Here is a 21,634-nt window from a genome sequence, read left to right as displayed (position 1 = left end):
CTTTTTAACCAACAATTCCTGTTTGTTTAACACTTTCAACAAAATGACGTTGGACAAATAAATAAAGAATAATTAAAGGTAGCATGCCTAATAAAATTCCTGTATCTTGCACCATACTCAAGTAGAAGGGATCAACATTTGAAGTAGAACCTTCTAAATATATGGCTAAATTATGAGGTAATGAGGAAAGCTGCGTTGACATTACATTTGCTGATGTCAAATACGTTGTTGTATAAAAACTGTCGTTCCATTGCCAAACAAAGGAGAACAACATAACTGTAACAATCGCTGGTTTTGCATTCGGTAACATTATGCTAAAAAATGTTTTTCCCACACTTGCACCATCTATATATGCCGCTTCTTCAATCGCTTTCGGAATACCTCTAAAAAATTGAGTGAATATAAAAATGTACAGACCGGCTTTTAAAGAGTTAGCTGTAATCGAAGTTAAAATAAATGGCCAATAAGAATCGAGTAAATTGACCGTATCTCCTGTTAATAAAGGAATGATACCTCCCAAGCTAAAATCCCTTAAGTTCATATACATTGGAATCAATATCGTTGTTGGTGGAACCAAAATAGTCATAACCACACCAGCAAAAAGAATTTTACTACCTTTAAATCTAAGTTTTGCAAAGGCATAGCCTGCAAGCGCACAGGATGCTGTCGTTAAAATCGTTGTTACTGTCGCCAAAATCGTTGTATTGAAAAGGGTCTCCCAATAATTCATAATCGACATGGCACTAATAAAGTTTTCTAAAGTGAAATTTTCTGGAATCCAAATTACAATTGGTGAATATAAATCACTCTGATGTTTAATTGCTGTTGAAATCTTTTGTAAAATTGGATAAAGAATCACAAATGACAACCCCGCCATTAATACAAAACGGACAAACGACCAACTCCAACGTTTAATCCTGTCAAACGTGATAGCATGCCATATAGTCATAGAACTCATCCTTTTTATAGAAATTTTAATATTCTCCAAACCTCCATACATAGTAATCCAATATCGAATGATTCATTTCCTATTCATCCATCTAACTTTATTCTTGATAGAAAACTTTTTTCGAAATGATATAGGAGCTAACGCCTAATATCAACATAATGGAGATAAAGTAGACCCATGCCATCGCCGAACTTAGACCAAAGTTGAAGGCATCAAAGCCAGTTTCCAAAATCAAATCTGTCACTGGACTTCTGGCAAATGAATCTATAATGGTATAAACTAGATTTACAAGAATGAGCGGGCTAACCATTGGTAATGTGATTTTCCAGAATGCTTCATAACCTGTTGCACCTTCCATTTTTGCCGCTTCATAAACAGATGGTGATATAGTTTGAATACCTGCTAAGAAAATTAAAATCTGAACACCAGAAAGTCGTACAATTTCATAGATTCGCCCTACTGATCCTGTTAGATACTCTACTATTATTGGATTAACACCGGCTCCTAGCATAATTCTTGCTAATTCAAACGATCCTAATGCATTCGATAATCCCCCACTTGTCGCTTGTTGCTGATTAATTGCCTGCACAAGACTTTCTGCCTCTAAATTAATAATGACGCCCGAAGCTAAGATAACAGGGAGAAAGAAGATGGAACGTGCAACAGATCGACCGAGAAATTGCTGATTTAAGATTACAGCTACAAACAAGCTAAAGATCAATATGAGGGGAACATCAATAACAATATCTAAAATAGATTCTATTAATTGTCGATTAAAATTCGGATTAACAAGAATCGCTTCCATATAATTAGAGAGTCCCACAAAGGATGTTTGGATACCTGAAGAACTCGCCTCTACTTTGCTAAAGCTATATCGAAGAGACGTGAGTAATGGAACTAGGAAAAAGAACACAAATCCTAACAACCATGGAGAAACAAATATAAATCCCCAAAATGCTTTTTGACCTTCGTATGACTGTAACGATTTTGTTAATTTGCTCGTGATTTTCATCCATCTCCACCTCCCGTTACATAACTTTGAGGTTCAACCGTATAACCATCGATTGTAACTGGCTCTAGACCATAATTTACGATGATGTAGAAATCATTATTATAAGTAGTTTTATAAACATTTTCTTCTAGGCTTTCATGTGTACGAATCGTTTCACCTTTTGTTTGTCTAAGCACCTCATTAACTTCATGATAAATTTCTGTTGCTTGATCGACCCAACGTTCATAATTAACAGCATATAAATGATCAAAGCTCGTATTTTTTAATTCATCATTCGATTCATAAATCCATTGAAAGTTTATATTGGACCCGTATTCAAGTACGTTTAATATATAGTCTTGATCATTTAAATAAGTCGATAAATTAAAAGGCGTTGTAGCATAATCAACATAGCCACGTAAGACCATTTGATAAAATGGGATCGCTTCATCTTGAATTTTAAAACCTGTATGACCAAGTGGTACATTGATTACATCCGTTAAATACGGTAATGAATATAAATTACCGCCATGTGCCATCATCTCTAAATCTTTCTCATAGAGCATTTCTAAAGCATGAACGGATATTTCTTCAGACTCCAAACGATCAATTTGTTCATTCCTTCTAAAATCACTATTTAAGACATCAGCCAAATCTCTTAACGCTACACCTGTTGTATCAAACGGAATAAGTTCTTCTACAAACTGGCTTGTATATTCTTCCGCATATCTTGGTGATAACGAATATTGCGGATCTTTTGATCGGTCTCTTTTATTTAATGCTCGGTTAATCGGATAAGTTGTTGCAGGTAAATTTGTTAACGTACGGGAGGCTTCTTTCCGAGACTTGAAACCTGAATCACTATGAACTTGTAATAATGCCGTTTCAGGAAAGACACGAATACCTTGTTCCTGAGCATAGTCTATAAAGTTTTTAAATCCTTTATCACCACCAATAGCTCGATCCACACGAACCTTAGACGGAACACTATGGTTCATACCTTTATTAAACCACCCGATATAATTCAGCTTTAAATTGTTTACATCGCGCGCCTTCAATTCCTCCAAAATATGTTCTGCTTGCTCAAACGTCGTTAATGGTTGTAACGCTTGATAAGGAACACCCGCAAAATGCTGTTGCTTATTAACACTTCCTACGAGTTGAACATAAAACGGAATATCATCTAATTGGTCTGACTGCTGATTACTTCTAATTAGATCGTTTTCTACTAAGTAATTTTGGTAGTAACGCGCCATTCCACTATAGCTAGCATCTTTATCGCTTAAAAATGCATACCTAACGGAAAAATCCGATTTCATTTTTTCTTCTTGAAATCTAGGTAAAGAACGTTCTTGGTCCTCTGCCTGTAAAGAGACATCATCCTTATTAATTACTGTAAAGCTAGGATATACAAAATTATAACTATTCAGTCTGCCACTTACATCAGCTCTAATGGTTGCACTTGCTGCACCTTCCTCAATAATTGCTAGCATCGCTGATTCCTCTTTTATCAAACCAAAAACAGGAAGTCTAATTACTTCATTTGTTCTCGCATCATTGGACTCAAGTAGTGCTAAGTCTTGCCCATAAACCGACTGTTGGTAAGAAGGTACATTTGTTTTACCATTATTGAAATGGATTAATGAACCAGATCCATCAGGAACGAAGATAGAGCCTGTTTCTTCTGTCCCAGCCGCCCCAAAGTATCTTAAAAATGAGATACTATGAATCGGAGAGTCAGGTGTATAATAAATCTCCTCTGTAGGAACTTTAACTAGTAAACTATCATCTTCAAGCTTATATTCAACAGCGGCAATAAAAACACGATTATTTTCACTTTCTTGAGTAAAGTTTAATTCATTCATGTCTTCTTCAAGATCTTCTTCGGTATAGCCTGCATCTTCAAAAGCTTGAAATGCTCGTTCTAACTGTAGACCTGTTAATGCTCCATCATTTCTTTCATATATTCCAGTCTCGGAATTCTCTCGATAGGCAATCATTAATGCTCGTTGTCCTGTTCCATCAAGTTGACCAGATAATTCTTCAAATCTCTCTGCACTTAACATCAATGGTAAATCAGCCGCTGTACGTTCATTTGTTCCAAATTGATAACGAACTTTAACTCCATCTTCAATCGGTTCAATGCTAAATTGCTCATAAACAACACTGTCCGAATAGGAATTCATATTACTACTCTGGCCAAAATTATTATAGAAACTTAGTTGCATTTGGGAAGACAAAATATCACTATTAATACCAGATGCAATCGGATCCTTGTCTCTATCCGGTGGATTACTGTACCAAATTTCATCATTTTGTTTATTGATAACGGCAATACTAGCTGTCTCTTTATCTACAAATAGCTGTAAATAATCATTCTCAGCAATTCCAATCATCCTTTTTAATCGACGATCATCAAAAACTGCCTTTATAGGCTGGTCTTGCGTCACTTCCATATCTGATAAATCTACTTCCTCTACATCAGCCGTATTCGTATTAGAACAGCCAGATATTAGGATCATCACTAGAAACAAAGTAAGTAGGCTTCTCATTATGACTTTGCTCATTTTTGAGTCTCCCTCCTTAGTACCTTAAGACAAACTCTCGGTAAATTGTAATAAGAAATGAACTTATTTGTTGTATCAAACTAAAAAACAGTAAACTTAAGAAGGCGAGAAAGCCCATAGCTATAATGATGAGAAATATCGTTATTGTTGTCTTTCCTGGTGTATATTGGTGCACGGTCATCGTCCCGACATAAATTAAAAAGATAAACCAAATAACAGCAAAACTTTGTGATAAATAATAGAACATCGCTTCTTGATGGGACAGAAAATTGCTAAGTAGTATCCACGGAAAATTAATAATGACAAGTGGGGTTAACGCAAAGCATGTTGCGATAAAAATTTCCACAAACTTTCCTTCTCCATCCATCAATGTTGTTAATGACCAATTTGCTATACACCAGAATAATAGTGGAACAACTACATAAACGACTTCCATGATGCTGTTCATTTCATTTGGATTGTATATATTAACGACAAAGCCAGCGTATTGACTACTTAATATATTGGTAATAATTAAGGCAATTAAAATGATGAAAGAGAGAATTATATTCTCTTTTCGATTTAATTCGTATTTTAATTCCCAAAAGCCTTGAAAAGGACGAACTATTAACTGAAAAGGGTTTTTTATCATCTCTTTTTCCATTTAAGACACCCTCTTTCTTTTTGTTTTTTTCCGATAAACAGAAAAACCAATCGATAAGCCAATCACTAAAAAGATAATGGCCATCATTAAGGAGAAGTTCTCACGTAATACTTCATTCCGATATAGTAGGTAAGCTTTAGAATAATTTGCTTGATCAAGACTCTGTTCAAAATGATATATAGCTTCCTCGAATTCATTTTTACGCAACAAAGCTTTTCCTATACCTGTGTAGGCAAACTCTGAATTAATATTCATATTGGTGATATCTTCATATAATGCTTGCGCTCTTTCTTCATCACCTTGTTCATAACTTCTTACCGCCTCATCAATTGAATTACCATATGCTGTTGAATGAAAGACTGTAATCTCCCCCAGTTCTCGATCCAAGACAAGAAAAAATTCATCAAATCGGTCTATAGCTATCGGAGTATGGAATTCACCCATTTTATTTCCTAATCCTCCAAAAACATACATAAGGAATCCATCATTGTTATAGGTGAAAATTCGTCCTCTTGTTGAATCTAATGCAGAATAAATTCCATGATCAGCAACAGCAATATCAATTAGTCGTGACGGTCCTTGATCCCTGTCGTAATCAATATCACCGATTGGATCAAAATAGCCTTCCCTTCTTAAAATGTCATCGCCTCTTGCATTAATTTTTTTAATCACGTCATCTGTATTATCTATATTCGTTGCATATATGAAGCCATCTTCATCAAGGTCTAAACTAGTAAACTCAGTTGGAACAAACATAACCATTTGACTTCGCTGTTCACGAGTAGCAAATCGACGCCATAAATAATCTATTGAGTCAACTTGAACTCGATTCGCACCTATAAACGTCGTAAAATAACCATCAACCGAAAACTCCATGAATCCATCAAAGACACCTTCTGAAAGAATAAAAGTTCGGCCCGCATCATCTACTGCTACTTTTTTTGGTCGAAAAGAAAATGTATTGGACAACATTTCTGACTCTGGAGCATCAATAATCTTGACCAAATCAAACTTTTCATCCAAATGAACAACACGGTTATTACCTGTATCTGCAACGTAGACATGGTTTTCATTTGTTACATACACACCTTCAGGACCCGAAAATGTTTCCTGTGCACCTTCATTCGTGAAGGAATCAATTGTATTTTTATACTCAAACATCTCATTTAAAATAACAACTTGGTTATTACCTGTATCTGCTATATAAATATCATGTTCAGCAGATACATGAATATCATTCGGTGTATGAAAGGCGTCAATCCCAAGATCATGCCCATTTATTACCATTGTTGGTAAGTAGGCAGGAGGAGCTGGTACAGCCTCTTCCCAATATGAGTAATTGTATGAAGATTGATCTGCACTTGCTTGAACAATGACCATATCTAAACAAAACGTCGAATAGATAATAAAAGTAGCAAGAAGGGATAGACATATTTTTCTTAATCTTTTTAACATCCTATTAACCCCCTTCTAATCCTTCATACCTGAGCTTGACATCGTCTCTATTACTTTACTTTGTGAAACAATAAATAAAATAATTGGTACACTCATTAAAATCAGCGCAACTGCTGCACCAACACCTGCACGGGCTATACCTGCTTCTGTAATTTGTTCTAACGCATAATTTAACGTTTTTAATTCCTCGCTATAAATAAAGTTCCCACCATTTGTCCCCCAAAGAATTGGGAATTGGAGAATGAGTAACGTTAACCATGCAGGTTTTACGTTAGGCATCACTATTTTCCAAAAAATACGAAATTCACTGGCACCATCAATCTTGGCTGCCTCTAACATGGAATCTGGAATTTGTTCCATAAACTGCTTCATTAAGAATAATCCTAATGGGAATGCCATTGCTGGAATAATGAGCGATAGATAGGAATCAATCCAGCCTAGACCTGACATTACCAAATAGTTCGGAATTGCTGTTACATGAGGAGAGAACATTAAAGCTAAAATAACAATTTGAAAGATAACTTTTGAACCTGGAAATTTATATTTTGCTAATGGATAAGCAGCCATTGATGCAAATATAATGTGGCCACCCGTACCAAATACGGTAATCAGTATCGTATTAAAGAAATAACGTGAAATAGGGACCCATGAATCACCCATTACGGCTACTAAATCATAAAAGTTATCTAAGGTTGGATTTCGGACAAAAAATCTTGGTGGAAAAATAAAGAGCTCATCTAACGGTTTAAAAGCATTATTTACTGCGTAAACAAGTGGTAATGCCATAAACACTCCAAAAGCTGCTAATAATAAGAATAATAAAATTGTAACTGGTAATGAACGGTTGAGCTGTTTGTTAAATAGCCGCATCTTATGTTCCCACCTTTCTCAGTAGTTTTTGAACGAGTATATTTGTACCAACCATTAACAGGAATAGGACGGTGGCTATCGCTGAAGCATAACCCATTTCAAAACGAATCGTTCCGTAATCCATTAAGTGTGTAACGACCGTGTGTGCTGCATAATTGACACTCGGAAAGCCTGCAAGTGCGATGGAAATATCAGCAACAGCAAATGACTGAGTGATTTGCATAACAGCACCGAATAACAACTGTGGCTTCATCGATGGCAAGGTAATATACCAAAGTTCCTGCCATCTGTTTCTTATTCCATCAATTGCACCTGCTTCAATCAGAGACTTATCAAGAGTTTGAAGACCCGCAATAAAGGCAATGAAACTTGTTCCTAAGCTTAGCCACAACTGCACTAATATAACTACTCCTAGAACATATTGTTCATCTCTTAACCATTGAATCGGTTCTAAAATAATCCCTAATTCCATTAAAAATCCATTTAAATAACCATAAGCATCACCTGAAAAAATGATTAACCAAATAAAAAATACATTCCCTGCAATGGAAGGGGCATAGAAGATAACCGTCATAAAAGCTCTAATCTTCGGTGATAACTCATTAATGATCCATGCAAAAATAAAACAGGCGATGTAACTTATTGGTCCGGTAATGGCGGCAAACACAAGCGTATTTCTCAAAGCTGTCATAAATACATCATCACTTAGAAACAACCTCGAATAATTATCCCAACCAACAAATTTCGGCATTTCTAGCATGTTAAAGGAGAAGAAACTTAAAACAAATGAGGCAACAACAGGCACTATCGTAAACAATAGAAAAATAACCATAAAAGGTGCCATTAAAAGATAATAGTGTTTAGCCATCTTCATATCTCGCTTTAGACGTTGCCATTTATTGTCTCTATTTGAATTACGAGTTACTTCTTGTTTCTGATAGACAATGTCCTTTACGGGTTGTTCTATTGACTTTGCTTTCATTTATACACACCTCCTATCCTAGTAAGGTAAGTCAAATTCTTTCCGTTTAATTTCAATCTCATCGTTTATATACCGTGCGTAATCTTGTATAGCTTCTCGAGGATTTTCATTAGCATTAACCACACGTCTGAAAGCGTTATCAAGGTGTCTCCCCGTAAAATAGCCTCCTGGTACTTGAGGAACTCCTTGAACCCATTGCCACTGACTTGCTAGATTTTGATAATCTTCAACTGGCCATGGTAACTCGGCTAACGCTTCAATATTAGCTGTTGGATAACGCGCTGCCTCTCCTAAAATACTCTCCATTTCACGACCAAAAGTTAGTTGTGTTTCTTTCTCCGTCCACCATTTTAGAAATGCCCATGCTGCATCTTTTTTCTCAGAGTTTTCTAGCATCATAGAAGCAATACTCGTACTTGGTACCGTATGATCAATTGCTCCATTCTCTTGTATCGTTCCTGGAACTGTAGTAAACTCCCATAACCCTCTTATTTCAGGGGCTAAAACAGTTAGCATATTATAGGTTGTATAATCAGCGATTCCGATAGGCATTTCTCCAACTCTCAATCGGTTCGGAAAGTCAGCCATCAGTGGAAACTTATAGTTGGTATAAAATTGTGTCCATTGATTAAAAGCATCAATCGATATTTCATTGTCTAAAGAAGTCGATTTCTCATCGTCTGCATAAAATTCACCATCTTTTTGATAAAGAAGCATACCGAATGCTTGGTTAGGAGCAAGCAATGTTTGATTTTGCGCCATTGGATCATCAATCGGTAAATAAAACTCTAAGTTATTTCGTTGTAAGACAGAAATAATGTTATACACATCATCCCATGTCTTTGGCGGCTCTAATTCTAATTCTTTTAAGATATCTGAGCGATAAAACATAACCGGAAACATTTGTTGCTCAGGTAGAGCGTAAACGCCTTTATTAAATGTAAAGGGTATTACTGCACTTTCGTGGAAACGCGTCACAATTTCCTCATAGTCGTTAAAAATTGTTAAATCTTGCGCAGCATTACGCATCGCATAGTTTACGGGCACATCTTCGCCCAAATTTAAAGCAATATCAGGACCTTCATTTGCTAACGTGGCTGGTAGAAGAACATCAGGTTGAACGAGACGCACGTTAACTGAAATACCAGTATTAGGGGTAAACAAATCATCTACCATTCCTTTTAAGATTTGAGCCTGATCACGACCTGTTGTCACCCATACAGTGATTTCTTCATCAACGTTACGATAATCTTTTGTGCTGCCAATATTGTCATAATCCTCAGAATAAGATGCAAAAAAAGCTCCAACTTCATGTTTTGCTTTTTCAATTGTTGTGGCAGTTGCTCTCGGCATTTCCTCATTAGGAGACGATATAATTAAATAATCTAACGTCATCGGTTGTTCGCGAACAGTTTGTATCCATGTACCTAACCCACCAACATTCATTTTGAAGGAGTCCAGTTGACGTGCAACTGTTTCTGGCTTAGCAATCATCTTCTCTAATTGGGTAACAGTAGAGTGAATAACAGCAACTTTATCACTACGTTCTCCTGTAACCATTTCTAAATGGTCGGCTACACTTTTAATAATTTCAACCTGTTCTTCAAAAACATCCAGCATGTCTGGAATTCGTTTTTCCAATTGATAATCTCTCAATGGATCAGGTGTATTCGATGTAATCATTAATATTTTCCGATACATTTCATTAAGTTCGAGAACACTGGATTCAATGGTTCTCAATAATGGAGAAATATCTCCTAAGGTTACACTCAATCTAATCGTGTTGGTCCCTTCTTTTAAGTGAAATAAATAAGGTTCATCATCTGATTTGCCTAATATATCTGTCGTCCAATCTAAGTTGTAGTTAAATCGGAGAACATTCATCTCTTCAAAAGGAACCTCACCATTTATCGTTAGTGTTCGAGATGAATATACCCCTCTTAATAAATCTTGCTTTCTTTTGAATGCAATTTGGTAAAGACCCTCCTCTTCTATTTCGACTTCCCATTCAATCCATTGGCCTGGCATTTTCCAGTTTTGTCCGCCGATCGCGTTCACCCGTAATTTCGATACATGGTAAGGTTCAACAGTTGGACTGGTTCGATCTGTTAAAGGAAATAACGTTGCTGAGGATTTTCTAACAGCATTTTCTGCCTGGACTTTAATGAACTGATCAGTTGTTGGTTTCAACCCATTCTGTTCATACTCTGACTTCTTTTCTTCATATGTTGGCGCTACTGGATCTTGATAGAGCTCTATATAATCAATGACCATCGGTTCCCGTTTGGAGGTTAACGTTATTCTTTGGGTTCCTTCTTCAAAATAAAAAAGGTAAGGTTCATTAAAATAACCTTCACTATCTTTAAATGGTGCAAGAATCCATTCAGGCTGCTCTGCTTGTCTCGGACGAATCTCATTATCATTTTCATCTCGTAGTATTTCTTCATCCCGATCTACCCAAATACGATCAAAAAGAACGTAATCAGCACCCATAAATGGTAATTCATTATTAATATTTATTTCTCGTTGGATGGCTGAGCTCTTTCCTTCAATCGGGTAATAATGGATCCGCATATTATACAAACCAGCATCTTCAATATTCACTTCCCATGATATGGAACCTTGTTCTGGAGTAAAAATAGATGGGCCATCTAAGTCATTAAAATCCTCCATCACTTTAAAATCATTGCCATCTGCTTCTACAAAGTCCTCTCCTTCTATTCGTATCACTTGATCAGGTTTACTCTCATTCGAATAGTTTTCTAGATAATTATCATAACTCGCCTCACTTCTATCCGAGATTACTGCTTCAAACTCAGTGATGGCTTGTGAATAATGCTGATTGGCTTTATTTCTAGAATCATAGATCCATATTGAAGAAAAAAAGATGATAAGGACTAAAATAATACGAACTATATTGTTTTTGAGTATACGCACTATTTTCCCTCCCTTTATCTTTTCTTTGTTATAAGATAAAGTGCCTACATTCTTTAGTAGGCACTTTATCCAGCTCTATTGAATGTACAGTTATTCAGCGTAAACTTCGTCTATTGCTGCCTGGAAGGCTGGTGCATGACTTTCAATGAGAGTTGAAATTGCTGTGCCCTCTAATAATTCAGCTTCAAAGTTCCAATAAACATCATTATTAAACGTAAAGTGATCAAGTACATTTAAATTTTCCATAACTAATCTAGCATTCTCGATATCATCTTCATTGGCAAACATGGATTCTAATTGCGCCTGACCAGGATAATCATAGATAGACTGAACATCGAAAATTTTTTCCCAAATATAAAGTAATTGTTCAGGATTTTCTACCGATTTCGGAATGGCGATTGCTTGAATATCAGCCTCATACGTTCTATATCCATCAGCATTTGGACCAATAGGGAATGGCACAAAACCAATGTCATAATTAGGCATGTCATTAACAAGACCGTTATAAAGGAAGTCTGCTCCAGTTAAAAACAATGTATTTCCTTCACGGAAGAATTGTTCTGGCTCTGTCCAATCGCCACCTTCCGTTGGTCGCGCTAATTCGAATATTGAAGCTGTAAATTCTAACGCTTCAACTGTTGCGGGATCATCTAACGTTTGCTCACTTCCGGCCGTTAACGCTGCATCATTAGACGCCAATGCTCTTTCTAAAACGGATGGATTCGCTAATCCCCAAGTATCAATTTGGCCATCATTGTTTGTATCTTGATTTGCTGATGCGACAACTTCTGCAAATGTATCCCAATTCCAGTTATCTTCATCAATGTAATTTTGAATCGGATCCAAACCTAATTCATCCATTAATGTACGATTATAAAATATACCTTGAACTATATTAGCTTTTGCGTCGGTAAAAGCATAACCCTGTCCTTCATATTGAAAAATTTCTTCTGTGAATTGTAAGTTAAATACATTTTCATTTTTAACCCATTCATCAACCGCCCACACTAAATCTTGCTGAGCAAATGAAGGGATAGTGTATTTCTTACCGACACGTACAAGATCACCAACTGGTTCATTTGCTAATAAAGAAGCAGTAATTCGCTCTTGATATTCACCAAAATCAATGGTGATATATTCGATATCAAAATTGTGTTTTTCCTTTAATGCTTCTAAATTTTCACGTGCTTGAATACTGTCTGGATCTTCACCTGTAATCTCCATATCCCACCAAGCAACAACCTTTATTGTTTGACCACCTAAGTCAAAGTCCATCTCAGGAGTCTGATAGTAGTCGACTGCCTCTTCCGTTTCTTTCTCTCCAGCCGATATTTCTTCTGTTGTTTCCGTATCATCTGTTTCGACATCTTCACTAGCGGTATCATCGTTATTACTACATGCAACAAGGGTAAACAAAAGCAATAAAAAGATAGATATGATGAGCTTTTTCACTAAAATACCTCCCATTAATAAATGATTTCGGAATTCCTTGCGTTAAATATAGCGCTTTCATAACAGGTAAACAACCTGTGATAATTAAGCTTAATCACCTGGCAAACTCTAGATTTATCTAAATTTCGAGGTATAATTAAATAATGAAACAATAAAAAGAATATAAATTTTTTCATTCTTCTTCACAACCTGTTTTATTTAAGAAGATAACCTGATTAATTCTATTTATTGGAAATATTTTACTAAGAAAAAGATAAGAAACAAAAATTTGTGTTAAATACAAAGATTTGCACATTCTTGATTGTCATACCCTCAGATAAAATGAAAATAGTTAAATATTACAACAGGGGGGAGATATTCATGCGTAGAATTTTATTGATTGATGCGGATCAACAATCAATAGAGAATCTAAAAAGGGAAATTGATTGGTCATATTATGGTTTTATTATCCAAGATTCCGTCTTCAAAATGGCAGATACATTATCTATTATTAAGAAAAACACTTATGATCTCTACTTGTTAAATTTAAGACATCTAAATACTTTTGGCTTTGAGCTTTGTAGACAAATACGAGAAAAAACATCGAACCCAATTTTACTTATTGAAGGAGGTAAGAATTTTGAGATGGTTCAAAGAGCTATTAGTTTACAGGTTAATAGTTATTTACCTGAACCTTTGAACACGGAAGAATTAATTGAAAGCTTATTAAACATTAAAGGTGTAATAGAAGAAAATAAGACAAAAACCATTACTTACACTACAAAAAAGCCTGGATCTACTCAACAGAATAACGCATCGAATATTATTGAGGTTGTGAAAGACTATGTAGAACAATGCATTCATGAAAATATCACTCTCAAAGATATTTCTAATGATCTGCATTACAATTCTTCTTATTTAGGTCAAAAATTCAAATCACAGGAAAATATGACATTTAATCAATACTTATTAAATCGCCGAATGGAAAAAACTAAGTTTTTACTACGTTATACAGATTTAAAAATTTATGAAATTGCTTATCAGGTGGGCTATACAGATTTAGATTGGTTCTATAAAAAATTCAAGGAACATACAGGTCTAAGCGCATCAGCTTATCGTTACCAATTCATGATAGCGTTATCATGAGAGCGGTTCAATTAAATTAATTTGTTAGTTTATTATAGTCTTGTCTTTATCTTTCTGCTTTACCAAAAAGATAAAAAGGACTCCAATTCAATCATAACGAATGAATTGGAGCACTTTCATAATATCAAGATGTTAACTATTTATTAAATGACCAACTTGCAAGTTCGAATAATGATTGATTAGTATCTCCTTTAAAAACAAAGTATACATCATGTATACCTTTATCCACTTCTACAGGGAAGGATAGCTCTTTCCACTTTCCACCTGTGTTTGGAACATCAACTTGACCGACAATTTGACCGTCAATCGAATCTAAACGTATTTCAATCGAAACACCCTCTGTTTCACTTGCAAGATGAACCACACATTCTTTAGCCGCATGTTCAAAGTCTGCCGATGAAACAGCTAGCCAAGCACCTTGCTTAATTTCAGATACAACTCGATCGTGCTCATTAAAGTTAGTATCTGATGGTTTGCTCACATTAATTCCTGCTTGCCAAGCCATCGTTACTGCTTCCATCGTTTCATATGGATTTAAATTCTTAACCTTTTCTACTCCCTGCAGATCAGCCTGAATAGGTTCAATTTGACCTTCTTCATCAAAATATATTTTATTTAAATGAGTCGAACGGTAGCCCTTCTCAATCCCCATCGCTGCCGATAATGTTTGTGCATGATATGAAATATACCATGTGCCTTTGAATTCAAATATCGCGTGATGATTATTTCCAGATACATTAAAGAAATATCCTGGATTTTTTAGAATCGCATGTTGGTACGTCCATGGTCCCATTGGATGATCACTCGTTAGGTAAGCAATCTCCCCTGCTCCTGGAACTCCCGCCGGACGGTCACTAGTGTAGAAGTTAGAGCAATAGGAGTAATAGTATCGCCCATTGTATTTATTAATACCACCACTTTCAAACATAAATGGTGCTGGAATCGGCTTCGCTTCTCCAACCGTAAGAATCATATCATCACTAAGCTGAATCACACGAGCAGTATTTGGCATCTCGTATTCTTCATCCGGAATTCCACCACCAAAGTACAGATAGCCCGTACCATCATCATCCACTAAAACCGCCGGGTCAAAAATCCAAGGAACACCATCCACACCAGGCGTTTCCCTTGAAATGATTGGTTGACCAATCGGATCTGTCCATGGACCAAGTGGGGAATCTGCAGTCAAGACTCCGATGTTACTACCATTATTCGCAAAGTAAAGGAAGAACTTATCCTTTCCATCAATGACTTTTTGAGTAATAGCAGGTGCCCACGAATTTTTAGCCCATTTAGCCGCTCCATCTGGTCCCGCAGCTGGAATCTCTCCATGATCTGTCCAGTTTACAAGATCGGATGAAGAAATAACGGTTAACGTGTTAATGCCTGCATATGTATTGTCCGTCACATCGCCATTCTCATCATACTCAATTTCATCATTCGTTGCATATAAATAAACACGATCTTGATAAATAAGTGGGTAAGGATCAGCACCAAATTTATGCGAAACAAGCGGATTTCCATTTGGTGGTGTCTTACCAATAGCTTCTTTCAAAACTTTCGTTAATTCTGAAATACTTTTATTGGACTGATTCATTATTAAAGTCAACTCCATTCTAGTAATCTAACAATCTCTCCTCCTATTGTAAAGCCTTACATATGATTCAACAACCTGTTGAAATATAGATTAAACCCGATAATACTTAGATAATTTTGAATAAATAACGCTAAACCTCAATGATGAGTATTTAGCGCTCATTGTTTTGATTCCAAAAACAAAAATCATGGCCACCTTCCGCTTCATTATAGACAACAGGAATATGTAAAAGTAAGTGTGACTGATAAAAGAAATTAGACAGTTTCTTCTAAATAAAAATGAACGATTAGATGATTAACCCCTGTAGTTAAATTATTATTATGATGCTAATTGGCTAGATTAAGCAGAATATTCTACTGAACTTAATCCAGTTCTGAGTATCTTCTTTTGTTACCTTCCAATCCTAAAGCTACTTTCACGCCATTCCATGATCCAAATACATATATTAAACGTGAGGAAGCAGGATATTTATATTTCTTTGCTAAAGCATCCCACTCAGTCACTGTCATATCTTTATTTTTAATCAAAATAGCTAGCAACCCGATTAAAAAGAAACCATTTTGAAGAGTCTATGATCAAAATGGTTTCTTTTAAGCAAATTTAAGTTTCCAATAAGCGCTTTAGGTTGTCATCAATAAATTTATTATCAGCACTGTTGATTCCGCGGCCGGCAAAATGACCCCAGATCGACTCGATAGGATTTAAAACAGCATTAGGGATATGCTTAGCCTCGTATTCGTTATCATCCGCCGTGCAGAAAAGATCCGTGATACTTGGCATGACGATAGCGAGCGCTTTAATGCTGTTAAGCGCCTTATCGAAGTCTCCGTTATAGGCGGAGTTTGCACTAATATCTCCATTTTGTCCAGTCCATAGCATGGCTAGGACATTGTGTGGATCCATCCTCATAAAGCTATCTTCCCAGACTCCAGCCACAAAATTTTCCAATGAATCATATCCCATCTCACGATAAAGTTCCTCTCTGTAAAAGGTCTGAGATAAGCCCCATCCCGCATAGACACGACCAACAGCGCGCATGTCTGCTGAAGTCAATTGGTTTAGTTTACTTGAATCATGGCCAACTGCAGCCATGAGCGCAGCTTTCATTCCGTCCAGAACTATATACGTTTGTGGCCAAGTCTTTGCACCTCCGCAGAAGGGAGCAATTCGTTCCACCATGTCGGGATAGCTTGCCCCCCATTGGAATGATTGAACACCTCCCATTGACCATCCAACTACTAGAGCGATCTTTTGAATGCCGAATTTTTCGGTCACCAGTCGATGCTGTAATTTAACGTTATCATAGATGGTTACCTGAGGAAAATTAGCCTTGTCGAATGGAGCAGGAGTATTACTAGGAGACGAAGATAATCCGTTTCCCAGCAGATTTGGAACGATAATAAAATGTTTTCTCGGATCTAGTGCCATGCTGTTTCCAATCAACCATTCATTCTGAACATGATGGTCGCCAAAAGCAGTTGGATAGACGATCACATTATCTTTCTTCTCATTCAATTCTCCATAAGTCTTATATGCAAGAAATGCGTTCGGTAACGTTACTCCTGATTGCAAGGTTACGTCACCCAAATCAAAAATCTCATAATCCATTGTACTGTAGCCCCCTTCAAAAATGAAACACATCTAGAATGTATTTCTTGTACTAAGTATAATCCCATGGTACTCTCAATAAAAGTGAATAAAACAGAAACTAGCATTCAATAATATTGAAAATAAAAGGGGGAAAGTATAATGGAATTGCGCCAACTGAAAACGTTTCGCACAGTTGCTTCCACTTTAAATTTCAGTCGGGCTGCGGACGCGCTGAGCTACGTCCCCTCCAACGTTACGATGCAAATAAAAGCATTGGAGGATGAGCTTGGTGTTCCTCTCTTTGACCGCTTGGGCAAGCAGCTCGCTCTCACCACTGCGGGTAAACGCTTTTTAACTCATATCCAAAGCGTTCTAGACAAATTAGACGAAGCTCGCAATAGCGTTCATGACAACGAAGATATTAGAGGCACCCTTACAATCAGTGCCAACGAGGTTCTTTGCGCCTATCGCCTCCCAGTTGTCTTTAAGCTATTTCGTTCCCGCTATCCAGGCGTTCGACTTATCTTCCGCTCTGTTCCAAATCAGGAACTCAAGCAAACACTCTTTGATGGAACCGCGGATGTCGTCTTTATGCTGGACGAAACCATTCTCTCAACGAGACTTGCTGTAGAACCGTTACTGGAAGAAACTTTCCGCTTGTTCGTCGCTCCTGATCATCCACTTGCGAAAAAACCTGTACTGCAACAGGAAGATTTTGACGGAGAAGTATTACTGGTTAATGAAAAGGGCTGTCCTTATCGAACCATGTTTGACCGATCATTTGAGAAAAAGGGCATTGATAGTATTACTTATTTGGAGTTTCAAAATGCCGAAGCCATTAAACAATGTGCAATTTCTGGGATCGGTATTGCCTTTCTTCCTGAAATCACAGTGGAAGCAGAAGTTGAACGGGGTGATCTTGTTGCTCTTCCATGGCAACTTTCGGACTTACACGTATATACTCATATGGCTTGGCATAAAGAAAAATGGCTTTCACCAATCATATTGTCTTTCATAGAAGCAGCAAGGGAAGTTATCGCTATAGAGGACGAGAATAAAACCGTTTAGAAAACACCTTCAACTGCAAGCTCTTTGACCCATGATCCGCAACTGTTGGGGGACAAGAACTATCAACCGGAGGGGGCGGGTTAAGGTTGACTATTTCAAGAAGGGTCGTGAGGCAACACGGGGGTGACCTTTTCGTAGATAACCATTCAGAAGGTGGTGCACTGATAAAAGGTTGGATACCAGCTCACTGTTCTAATGCTCGATAACCCTTATCTTAAAATATAGCTAACTCAAATAAACCTTAACAAGGGGTAGAACCAGTTGCCGGTTTTACCCCTAAAAGAAAATAAAGATTGATCATTTTTGTAGTATAAGCAAAATATCTAATTTACTTTGGGTTTAAATACTAAGGTTACGTAACCAATTATAGAAGCACCGATAAAAAGTATATAATATCCTGATATATCGGCTACTACTCCTGATATAATGGACCCTATGGCCTGCCCCAGTGCAAGTATTAAGAACGGTATTCCTAGTCCGAATGCTGGGTTAGTTTTAAACACGGAAATCCCCCATACGATGAAAACTCCTGTTATGAAAATATAAGAGCTTCCAAACAGTACTGGTGACAGGAATCCTGTTATATTGTTACCTGGATGAATTCCAAGAATAAGGGAAGAAGTGGAAATTGTTAATACAGAAAGCCTATACGCACTCACTAATCCGAACTCTTGTATAAATGCACCAGCAGTTCCTCCCAATAAGCCTGCTACTCCTATAATGACCCAAAACCACTCTCCTAGGTATGTAGGAACGCTATCCAAATTTAATATAAAGTCTCTTGAGAATGTCCAATATGCCGAACAGGATATTCCTATAAAGAAAGATGCAATAATTAGTTGAAAAGAATGTCTCCATTCTTTTTTAGAGTAGCCAACCGTGCCCTTCCTTTCTGAACTCTGATGTTTTGGAAGTACTTTATAATTAACAATAAGCACAAAAATAGCAATGATCATAAATATCAAATATGTTTCTCTCCAGCTATTAGTCATAAGGATTGCAATTGCCCCAGTACTAGCTGTTCCAATACTTGTACCGGAATTAATCCATGAATTCGTCTGATTCTGAAACCTTGTTTCTACATTAGTGCTAACAATATTAGCGTATGGCGGCGATGAAATCCCTGTACTCAACCCTGCCAAAAATATCCCTAAACCTAGTACTACCGGATGAAAGGAAATGGATATTATACCTAAACCAACAATCGATGATAATCCAGCTACCACAAGAAAGGATTTTGGAGTAATTTTATTAGAAAACACCATTGCAAATAGTATTGCTATACAGTAAGCGATGTATGATAAAGACGAGATGACACCACTAGTGGATTGATCCATATTAATCGTTTCGTTAATATATGGAAGCATTAGACCATAACTAAACCGAGATAAACCATATGTCACGGCAATCATTGGTAAGCCCACTGCTATTAATTTTTTTGGATTCATAATAGTTCTCCCCTTTTTTATATATAACGTTCATTATAATAATTTAGTAAAAAATAGAGAGAACAATGTAAATATAAGACACTATTCTCTACCTATTTCTAGTTAAATTCATTTTTCGGAATCCAGAATACTTTTCGCTAAATCAAGTGCCGTCTTTTTCACCTTATCTAACTCTAGTATTTGAACCATCGATGTTATGCCCTCTAGTATAATAGATAGTTGCACACTAAGAGAGTTGGGAGCCTTAAGGAACTTCAGATCATTTTCAATTTTGTTTAAAAGTCTTTTTTTATGGTCTCTACTTATTGAAGCAATTTCTTCGTTGATACCTTCGTATTCCTGTTTCGCTCTTAAGAATAAACAACCATTGAAACCTTCAGTTTCTATCCATTCTAGGTGCGCATTAATTAACGACTCTACATACTGATTAATACCATTCTCTCTGTCGATTTTAGCTTCTAACAATTGGAAATATTGTTTTTCCCTTTGAATTAATATTTCTTTGATAACATCTTCCTTCGACTTGAAATGATAATACATGGTCATTGTTGCTACTCCTGCTTGCTCCAATATATTTTTTACACCAATTGCATGAAAACCATGCTGATAAAATAATGTCTCAGCTGTGTTAATTATATTTTCTTTTTTCTGTGATTTTTTCATGTAACAACCTCCATATAGAACGTTCATTATAAATATTAACATGTTACTTATCTTATAGCAAGAATGAAAGAACCAATACCATATGTGGTCGTAATAAACAGCTCTTTAAACGAGCATATACAGAGGGGTAAAATGGTGCAACTTTTTTATAAACTGTTAAACTTTATTTTAAACCCATGTTGTTCTGTATAGATTTTGGACGATCTATTTGTTGTATGGGATGGGGAATGCCTAATTACTTTTTCATAGATGAAGGTGAGGAAAGTGTGCCAATAAACAAGCATGATAGAAGGATAGTTACAGATAGGAGACCCAAAATTATGCAACATCAATTGATTCAGCTAAGTTTTATTGGTTAAAAATATGTAGAATTAATGTTGGTATTTGTTAACCCACCAACAGGCGTACATACCGTTGAAACTAAAGATTTACACTGGATTACGGTGATAAGTACCAAGAAATTTTATTTAAGAAATAAATTACCTGGTCAATACTATCATATGAAAGAAGGAACGTTCATTGAAAATAGAACGCAAAAAACGACGTTTCAACGATTGATTAAACCGCTAAAACGCCGTCATAATAGCTTTAACAAATACCGGTGGTCGGGGTCGAACCGACACTCCCGAAGGAACACGATTTTGAGTCGTGCGCGTCTGCCAATTCCGCCACACCGGCATAAATAGAAATGGAGGCGGCAACCGGATTTGAACCGGTGATAAAGGTTTTGCAGACCTCTGCCTTACCACTTGGCTATGCCGCCTCGATATAAATAGTATATGATATTTAAATGAAAATGTTAAATACAAATGGAGCGGAAGACGGGATTCGAACCCGCGACCCCCACCTTGGCAAGGTGGTGTTCTACCACTGAACTACTTCCGCATAAATGGCTGGGCTAGCTGGATTCGAACCAGCGCATGACGGTACCAAAAACCGTTGCCTTACCGCTTGGCTATAGCCCAATATTTTGAAAATGGGGCGACCAGTGGGGATCGAACCCACGCGTGCCGGAACCACAATCCGGTGCGTTAACCACTTCGCCATGATCGCCATGATAAGAAAAACAGGGGTAGTAGGAATCGAACCCACACTGGAGGTTTTGGAGACCTCTGTTCTACCGTTAAACTATACCCCTACGATTATCATAAAATATAAAATTAATAAAATGGTGGAGGGAGTAGGACTCGAACCTACGAACCCGATGGGAGCGGATTTACAGTCCGCCGCGTTTGGCCAACTTCGCTATCCCTCCATAAATATTGAACATATTAATAAGAAAGAGAAACTCTAAAAG

16 protein-coding genes and 7 tRNA genes are annotated in these 21,634 nt (G+C 36.7%); 2 read left to right on the top strand and 21 right to left on the bottom strand.

What is annotated here, in order from left to right; all coding sequences use genetic code 11:
- Window positions 1-4: 4 nt before the first annotated feature.
- The 9 genes from GH715_RS10635 to GH715_RS10595 all read right to left on the bottom strand — a co-directional run bounded on the left by GH715_RS10635 (window position 5) and on the right by GH715_RS10595 (window position 12,846).
- Entirely contained in the window at window positions 5-949 is a 945-nt protein-coding gene (locus GH715_RS10635) for a carbohydrate ABC transporter permease (protein WP_153835329.1), read from the bottom strand.
- Between the two features lie 97 nt (window positions 950-1,046).
- Entirely contained in the window at window positions 1,047-1,961 is a 915-nt protein-coding gene (locus GH715_RS10630) for a carbohydrate ABC transporter permease (RefSeq protein ID WP_153835330.1), read from the bottom strand.
- Window positions 1,958-4,507 (bottom strand): DUF5696 domain-containing protein, encoded by a 2,550-nt coding sequence (locus tag GH715_RS10625; RefSeq protein WP_153835331.1) that lies wholly within the window; start codon window positions 4,505-4,507, stop codon window positions 1,958-1,960. Before GH715_RS10625 ends, GH715_RS10630 begins: the two co-directional genes overlap by 4 nt.
- Before the next feature lie 16 nt (window positions 4,508-4,523).
- Entirely contained in the window at window positions 4,524-5,150 is a 627-nt protein-coding gene (locus tag GH715_RS10620) for a Yip1 family protein (RefSeq protein ID WP_163578595.1), read from the bottom strand.
- On the bottom strand, window positions 5,151-6,605 hold the full coding sequence (locus tag GH715_RS10615) for a hypothetical protein (protein WP_228760290.1): 1,455 nt from the start codon (window positions 6,603-6,605) through the stop codon (window positions 5,151-5,153). It lies immediately after the preceding gene.
- A gap of 15 nt (window positions 6,606-6,620) precedes the next feature.
- The gene (locus GH715_RS10610; protein WP_153835332.1) at window positions 6,621-7,475 is read right to left on the bottom strand and encodes a carbohydrate ABC transporter permease; all 855 of its coding nucleotides are present in this window, start codon (window positions 7,473-7,475) and stop codon (window positions 6,621-6,623) included.
- A gap of 1 nt (window position 7,476) precedes the next feature.
- Entirely contained in the window at window positions 7,477-8,457 is a 981-nt protein-coding gene (locus GH715_RS10605) for a carbohydrate ABC transporter permease (protein WP_153835333.1), read from the bottom strand.
- 18 nt (window positions 8,458-8,475) lie between these two features.
- A complete protein-coding gene (locus GH715_RS10600; protein WP_240469378.1) occupies window positions 8,476-11,394 on the bottom strand; it encodes an extracellular solute-binding protein in 2,919 nt (972 codons plus the stop codon).
- A gap of 90 nt (window positions 11,395-11,484) precedes the next feature.
- A complete protein-coding gene (locus tag GH715_RS10595; protein WP_240469377.1) occupies window positions 11,485-12,846 on the bottom strand; it encodes an ABC transporter substrate-binding protein in 1,362 nt (453 codons plus the stop codon).
- A 360-nt stretch (window positions 12,847-13,206) separates the two neighbouring features.
- Here GH715_RS10595 and GH715_RS10590 point away from each other — a divergent pair, with 360 nt between their 5' ends.
- Window positions 13,207-13,971, top strand: coding sequence for a response regulator transcription factor (locus tag GH715_RS10590; RefSeq protein ID WP_163578594.1), 765 nt, complete (start codon window positions 13,207-13,209; stop codon window positions 13,969-13,971).
- 136 nt (window positions 13,972-14,107) lie between these two features.
- Here GH715_RS10590 and GH715_RS10585 read toward each other — a convergent pair whose 3' ends face one another.
- The 3 genes from GH715_RS10585 to GH715_RS10575 form a co-directional block, all read right to left on the bottom strand.
- The gene (locus GH715_RS10585) at window positions 14,108-15,586 is read right to left on the bottom strand and encodes a glycoside hydrolase family 43 protein (protein ID WP_153835336.1); all 1,479 of its coding nucleotides are present in this window, start codon (window positions 15,584-15,586) and stop codon (window positions 14,108-14,110) included.
- A 344-nt stretch (window positions 15,587-15,930) separates the two neighbouring features.
- A complete protein-coding gene (locus GH715_RS10580) occupies window positions 15,931-16,095 on the bottom strand; it encodes a hypothetical protein (RefSeq protein ID WP_153835337.1) in 165 nt (54 codons plus the stop codon).
- Between the two features lie 73 nt (window positions 16,096-16,168).
- Window positions 16,169-17,176, bottom strand: a complete 1,008-nt coding sequence (locus GH715_RS10575) for an alpha/beta fold hydrolase (RefSeq protein WP_153835338.1) — start codon at window positions 17,174-17,176, stop codon at window positions 16,169-16,171.
- A gap of 141 nt (window positions 17,177-17,317) precedes the next feature.
- Here GH715_RS10575 and GH715_RS10570 point away from each other — a divergent pair, with 141 nt between their 5' ends.
- Window positions 17,318-18,226: a LysR family transcriptional regulator gene (locus tag GH715_RS10570; protein ID WP_153835339.1), complete on the top strand. Its 909-nt coding sequence runs from the start codon at window positions 17,318-17,320 to the stop codon at window positions 18,224-18,226.
- A gap of 323 nt (window positions 18,227-18,549) precedes the next feature.
- Here the strand turns inward: GH715_RS10570 and GH715_RS10565 are convergent, their stop codons facing one another.
- The 9 genes from GH715_RS10565 to GH715_RS10525 form a co-directional block, all read right to left on the bottom strand.
- Window positions 18,550-19,674, bottom strand: a complete 1,125-nt coding sequence (locus GH715_RS10565) for an MFS transporter (protein ID WP_153835340.1) — start codon at window positions 19,672-19,674, stop codon at window positions 18,550-18,552.
- A 108-nt stretch (window positions 19,675-19,782) separates the two neighbouring features.
- On the bottom strand, window positions 19,783-20,337 hold the full coding sequence (locus GH715_RS10560) for a TetR/AcrR family transcriptional regulator (RefSeq protein ID WP_153835341.1): 555 nt from the start codon (window positions 20,335-20,337) through the stop codon (window positions 19,783-19,785).
- Between the two features lie 596 nt (window positions 20,338-20,933).
- Window positions 20,934-21,015, bottom strand: a tRNA-Leu gene (locus GH715_RS10555).
- Window positions 21,016-21,026: 11 nt separating this feature from the next.
- Window positions 21,027-21,100 (bottom strand) — tRNA-Cys (locus GH715_RS10550).
- A 47-nt stretch (window positions 21,101-21,147) separates the two neighbouring features.
- Window positions 21,148-21,222 (bottom strand) — tRNA-Gly (locus GH715_RS10545).
- Between the two features lie 5 nt (window positions 21,223-21,227).
- Window positions 21,228-21,302 (bottom strand) — tRNA-Gln (locus tag GH715_RS10540).
- 12 nt (window positions 21,303-21,314) lie between these two features.
- Window positions 21,315-21,390: transfer RNA gene (locus GH715_RS10535), tRNA-His, on the bottom strand.
- A gap of 14 nt (window positions 21,391-21,404) precedes the next feature.
- Window positions 21,405-21,475 (bottom strand) — tRNA-Trp (locus GH715_RS10530).
- A gap of 31 nt (window positions 21,476-21,506) precedes the next feature.
- A tRNA-Tyr gene (locus GH715_RS10525) sits at window positions 21,507-21,592 on the bottom strand.
- Window positions 21,593-21,634 lie beyond the last annotated feature (42 nt).

Origin of the sequence: Gracilibacillus thailandensis (assembly GCF_010994055.1) — a bacterium.
In the GTDB taxonomy this organism is placed as follows: domain Bacteria; phylum Bacillota; class Bacilli; order Bacillales; family Amphibacillaceae; genus Gracilibacillus; species Gracilibacillus lacisalsi.
The sequence above is the reverse complement of the archived record's forward strand: the minus strand, read 5'-3'. Positions and strand labels throughout refer to the sequence as shown.

What these genes read in the sequence shown, in the direction of transcription:
- GH715_RS10635 (WP_153835329.1), bottom strand. Translation starts at nt 949, where the DNA reads ATGACTATATGGCATGCTATCACGTTTGACAGGATTAAACGTTGGAGT.
- GH715_RS10630 (WP_153835330.1), bottom strand. Translation starts at nt 1,961, where the DNA reads ATGAAAATCACGAGCAAATTAACAAAATCGTTACAGTCATACGAAGGT.
- GH715_RS10625 (WP_153835331.1), bottom strand. Translation starts at nt 4,507, where the DNA reads ATGAGCAAAGTCATAATGAGAAGCCTACTTACTTTGTTTCTAGTGATG.
- GH715_RS10620 (WP_163578595.1), bottom strand. Translation starts at nt 5,150, where the DNA reads ATGGAAAAAGAGATGATAAAAAACCCTTTTCAGTTAATAGTTCGTCCT.
- GH715_RS10615 (WP_228760290.1), bottom strand. Translation starts at nt 6,605, where the DNA reads ATGTTAAAAAGATTAAGAAAAATATGTCTATCCCTTCTTGCTACTTTT.
- GH715_RS10610 (WP_153835332.1), bottom strand. Translation starts at nt 7,475, where the DNA reads ATGCGGCTATTTAACAAACAGCTCAACCGTTCATTACCAGTTACAATT.
- GH715_RS10605 (WP_153835333.1), bottom strand. Translation starts at nt 8,457, where the DNA reads ATGAAAGCAAAGTCAATAGAACAACCCGTAAAGGACATTGTCTATCAG.
- GH715_RS10590 (WP_163578594.1), top strand. Translation starts at nt 13,207, where the DNA reads ATGCGTAGAATTTTATTGATTGATGCGGATCAACAATCAATAGAGAAT.
- GH715_RS10585 (WP_153835336.1), bottom strand. Translation starts at nt 15,586, where the DNA reads ATGGAGTTGACTTTAATAATGAATCAGTCCAATAAAAGTATTTCAGAA.
- GH715_RS10575 (WP_153835338.1), bottom strand. Translation starts at nt 17,176, where the DNA reads ATGGATTATGAGATTTTTGATTTGGGTGACGTAACCTTGCAATCAGGA.
- GH715_RS10570 (WP_153835339.1), top strand. Translation starts at nt 17,318, where the DNA reads ATGGAATTGCGCCAACTGAAAACGTTTCGCACAGTTGCTTCCACTTTA.
- GH715_RS10565 (WP_153835340.1), bottom strand. Translation starts at nt 19,674, where the DNA reads ATGAATCCAAAAAAATTAATAGCAGTGGGCTTACCAATGATTGCCGTG.
- GH715_RS10560 (WP_153835341.1), bottom strand. Translation starts at nt 20,337, where the DNA reads ATGAAAAAATCACAGAAAAAAGAAAATATAATTAACACAGCTGAGACA.